Below are 3,946 nucleotides of genomic sequence, written 5' to 3' on the forward strand. Positions count from 1 at the left end.
AACCCAACGACCCCGCCCAACTCACCCAACCCAACGACGTCACCCAACCCAACATCACCCATTCCAACAACTCCACCGACCCAGCCAGGGCCGCGGAGCCGGGTGCAGAGCGTCGCCGCGGTGCCGCGTTCGCGGTTCGCGGTTGACGAGGGTGCCAGGCCTGACCACTTCGGGGTCACCGAGCGGATCAGGGCGGCCATGGCGCACGTCGCGCGGGACGCCGGCGTTGCGGACGTCTCCCAGGCGGACGCCAACGCGCTCCCCAACTCCCGCTACCGGGTCACCCGGACCGACGGGTCGACCTTCCTGGTGCGGGTGATGACCGCCATGACGAGCGACGGCAGCCCCGCGAGGCTTGAGGTCGTCGGCAGTGGCCAAGTGGACATCCACGTCTCGCTCAAGGCCGGTCGCGGCGTCGTCGAGCGGGCGCTGGTCAACGCGGTCGCCCAGGCCAGTGCGTTGCTCAACAACACCCAGACCGACACCGACCTGCTCAACCACGCGACCCACCCAGGCGGCAACACCGACCTGTCCACCAGCGACCACGGCCGGCAGGCCGAGGTCCGCTACCTCGACCGGAGCAGGCAGGAGACGTCCCGCCTCCGCGTGCTCCGCCGGCACCGGATCGCCCAGGAGATGAAGGCGCTCGTCGAGGAGCTGGGCCTGCATCCCGACGACCCGGTCTCTCCGCAGCGGCTGGCCGTCGCGGACACCGGCATCGGGAACGCCGTCGACCGGAACGTCGCGGGCACGCGGCGGCCGGCCTGGGTGAAACCGCCGGACGGGTATCCGAAGTGGAAGGCCTTCCTGCGTTACCACCTGCCTGCCGAGGTGCTGCCCGGCGTGGCGGCCGGCAGTGCCATCGCGGCGACCGGGTCGCCTGTCGTCGGTGCGGCCATCGGCAGTGCGGCCGTCGTCTCCGGGACCGCCGGCACGCTCATCAAGCGCTGGTACGGGCGGACGGACAAGGCCAACACCGACACCGGGCACGGGAAGAACATCGCGGTCCGCGCGTACGAGACCGCCCTGCGGCGCAAGGAACTCCTCGACCCGCTGCTCGAGCGGACCAGGGGCACCAGGCTCGTCGACCCGGCGCCGGTGGAGCCGCGGCCGGACGGCACGATGCCGCCGAAGTACCAGGCCTACTGGCGGCAGCTGCTGAGCCGTGGCGGGCCGGTCCTCGGCGCCGGTGCGGCCACCTCCTACCTCGCCGCCGGGCTGCCGGTGTGGACCGCCGTCGCGCAGTGGGGGGCCGCGGCCCTCGCGGTGGGGGCGGGCCCGCTCGTCGAACGGTACTTCCGCAAGAGCCTCGTCGAGCGGGAGTGGACCCTGCTCGACAACATCGGGCGGCAGAACGACGACACGGCGGCCGAGTTCGACGTCGCGTTCGCCGAGAAGCTGAGCAGGCTGCTCGACCGCATCGACAACCTCGCCGGCGGCACACCGGCGAAGACGCGGCTCGGCGCGCCACCCGTGACGGCCGCCGAACCCAACAACACCGGGCTGCACCGCTACGCCGCCGGGCAGGTCGGTCAGCTGAACAGCCTCATCAACGCCGGGTCCGACGCGATCGGCAGCCTCCAGAAGAGCAGGGACCAGGCCACCAAGCTGCCGGCGGGCGGCAAGGACGCGGAGGTCGCGGTCAACGCCGGCATCAACTCCGCGATCCACTCGCTGTACGTGGGCGGCCTGCGGTCGGGGCTCGGCCTGATCGTCAACGCGTTCCTCGACCAACGCTTCACCAGGAACGAGTACAAGGCGATCCTCGAGCAGGTCCACTACGACTTCGGCAACAAGATGACCGAACAGGTGGCGCTCGAGCACCGGGTCCTCACCGACCTGCTCGACGCCCTCACCGCGGAGGTCGACGACGCGGAGCGGGCAGTCGGGCGCGTCGACGCGACGCTCGCCCAGCGGGTCGGGGACGTGGCGGTGCCGGCCCCGCCGAGCCCGGACACGAACCCCCGCCCGGTCGGACACCAGCGGCTGCGCGCGTTCCGCACCCACCACGTCCTGCAGGGCCTCACCATGGAAGGGGTCATGGTCGGCGCGGCCGTCGCGTTCGACCAGGGCGTCACCGGCGTCATCGTCGTCGGCTCGGTGGCGCTGACCATCGCCAGCTCGTTCAAGCTGCGGTACCTGTTCCGGCACGCCGAGCAGGTCGCCGTCGACGAGACGATCCACGCCGACCGCAACCGGGAACGCCCGGCCGAACAGGCGGAAGCCGAGGCGCGCCACCGGTTCCTGCTCGACTTCTTCAGCCATGAGATCGACGTCGCGGCCGGGCGAGCCGCCCCGCAGGCCCTCCCGGCCAGGCCGGCGACACCCGATCCGGGCGACCCGGCGTTCGCCGACGACGTCGACGCCCTGATCGACTACGAGCGCGCGAGGTTGCGGCAGGAGCCGAGGCCGTGGTCCACGCTCGGCGCCAAGCTCGACGTCCTGAACCGCATGGCGGCGCTGGCGCAGCGGGTCCGCGACTTCCACGACGGCGGCCACAGCCGGCCGGAGCGGCAGGCACGCGAGGACCTCCACGCGTTACGGCAGGCGTACGACGGGCTCGACAACGGCGAACCCGCGCCGCAGGACCACGAGCGGCAGGCGGAACACGAGGCGCGGCAACGGAAAGCGGCCGCCGGACTGCGGGGCGGCGAGCAGGGCGCGCGGCCGGCCGGGCGGCTCCGGTCCTACCTGGACGAGAGCGTGGCCACGCCGGCCGGCCGGGCGTTCTACGCCGCCGGCGACGAGTTGCTGACCGACGTCGCGGACGTGCGACCGGAACCCGGCCAGTACACGGTCGACATGCACGGCGGCGAGGACTTCGTGCGCATCGGCGAGGACCGCCTGACCGCCGACGACCTCGCCACGCTCATCGAGGCCGACCCCCACTGGCACGGCGAGCCGATCCGGCTGCTGGCGTGCGAGACCGGGCAGAGCGCGAACGGGTTCGCCCAGCAGCTCGCGGACCGGCTCGGGGTCACCGTGTACGCGCCGTCGGACTACCTGGAGATCACCCCGGACGGCGAGGTGCTGGTGGGCCGACCCGCGCAGGACTCGGGCGGCAGCTGGCACATCACGCGGCCGGCGACCGGCCGGATGTACGCGTTCGAGCCAACGGTCGGGCACGACGGGCAGGTCGCGCCGTTGCCGACCGTGCCGCACGCCATGTTCTGGCCGGACCGCGACGACGTGCGGATCGGCGACGTGTTGACGCCGGCGCCGGTGGCGGAACCGGGCGAGCTGACGCTGGTGCGGGACGGTCCGGCCGTGTACTCCGGAGCCGACCGGTTGTGGCCGGACGAGCTGGCCGACATCGTGGCGGAGAACCGCGACTGGCAGGGTGGCCCGACGCGGCTGCAGGTACGTGGCGGGCACGTGGACGCGGACTTCGCGCAGCGGCTCGCGGACCTGCTCGGCGTGCCGGTCGTGGTGCCGGCGGACGCGGTGGCCGGCGAGTTCCCGACGCTGTCGTCGGGCACGCTGGAGGTGTACAACGAGCGGTCGGCCGCGCCGGCACCGCCGGGTTGCCGGGTGTACGAGCCGAGGAGCGTCACGGCCGGGAAGGGGACGTCATGAGGATCGCCCGGCTCTTCGACGGGCGGGACGCCGGTGGCGAGTGGACGTTCGCGCCGGACCACCCGCGCATCGCGGACCCCGCCGAGCGGGCGCGGATCGCGGGCTTCCTCCGCGGGGGCAAGGTGATCCGGCGCGTGCCGGGGTCCGATGTGGACCGGGTCGAGCCGGCGAACGGGCGCGTGGTGCCGATGTCGACGCTCACCGACGGCACGTGGATCTGGGGCGCGGCGCTGCGGTACTACGTGGAGAAGCACGGGATCGCGCCGGAGCCGCACTTCCTGGCCCACATCGCGGCGCACGAGTACGTCGCCCCCAAGCCGGAGGAGCCGGCCTGGCGCGCCGCGCTCGACCACCTCCGCGCGACGCCCTG

The 3,946-nt window shown here is 73.2% G+C and carries 1 protein-coding gene and 1 pseudogene; both read left to right on the forward strand.

All coding sequences use genetic code 11. From position 1 onward, the window contains the following. Positions 1-120 precede the first annotated feature (120 nt). Entirely contained in the window at positions 121-3,576 is a 3,456-nt protein-coding gene (locus ACJ73U_RS03930) for a hypothetical protein (protein ID WP_407776123.1), read from the forward strand. Next, a pseudogene (locus ACJ73U_RS03935) lies at positions 3,573-3,946 on the forward strand (hypothetical protein); the annotation flags it as partial. The gene ACJ73U_RS03930 and the pseudogene ACJ73U_RS03935, both read left to right, overlap by 4 nt.

Origin of the sequence: Actinophytocola sp. (assembly GCF_045807065.1) — a bacterium.
In the GTDB taxonomy this organism is placed as follows: Bacteria; Actinomycetota; Actinomycetes; order Mycobacteriales; family Pseudonocardiaceae; genus Actinophytocola.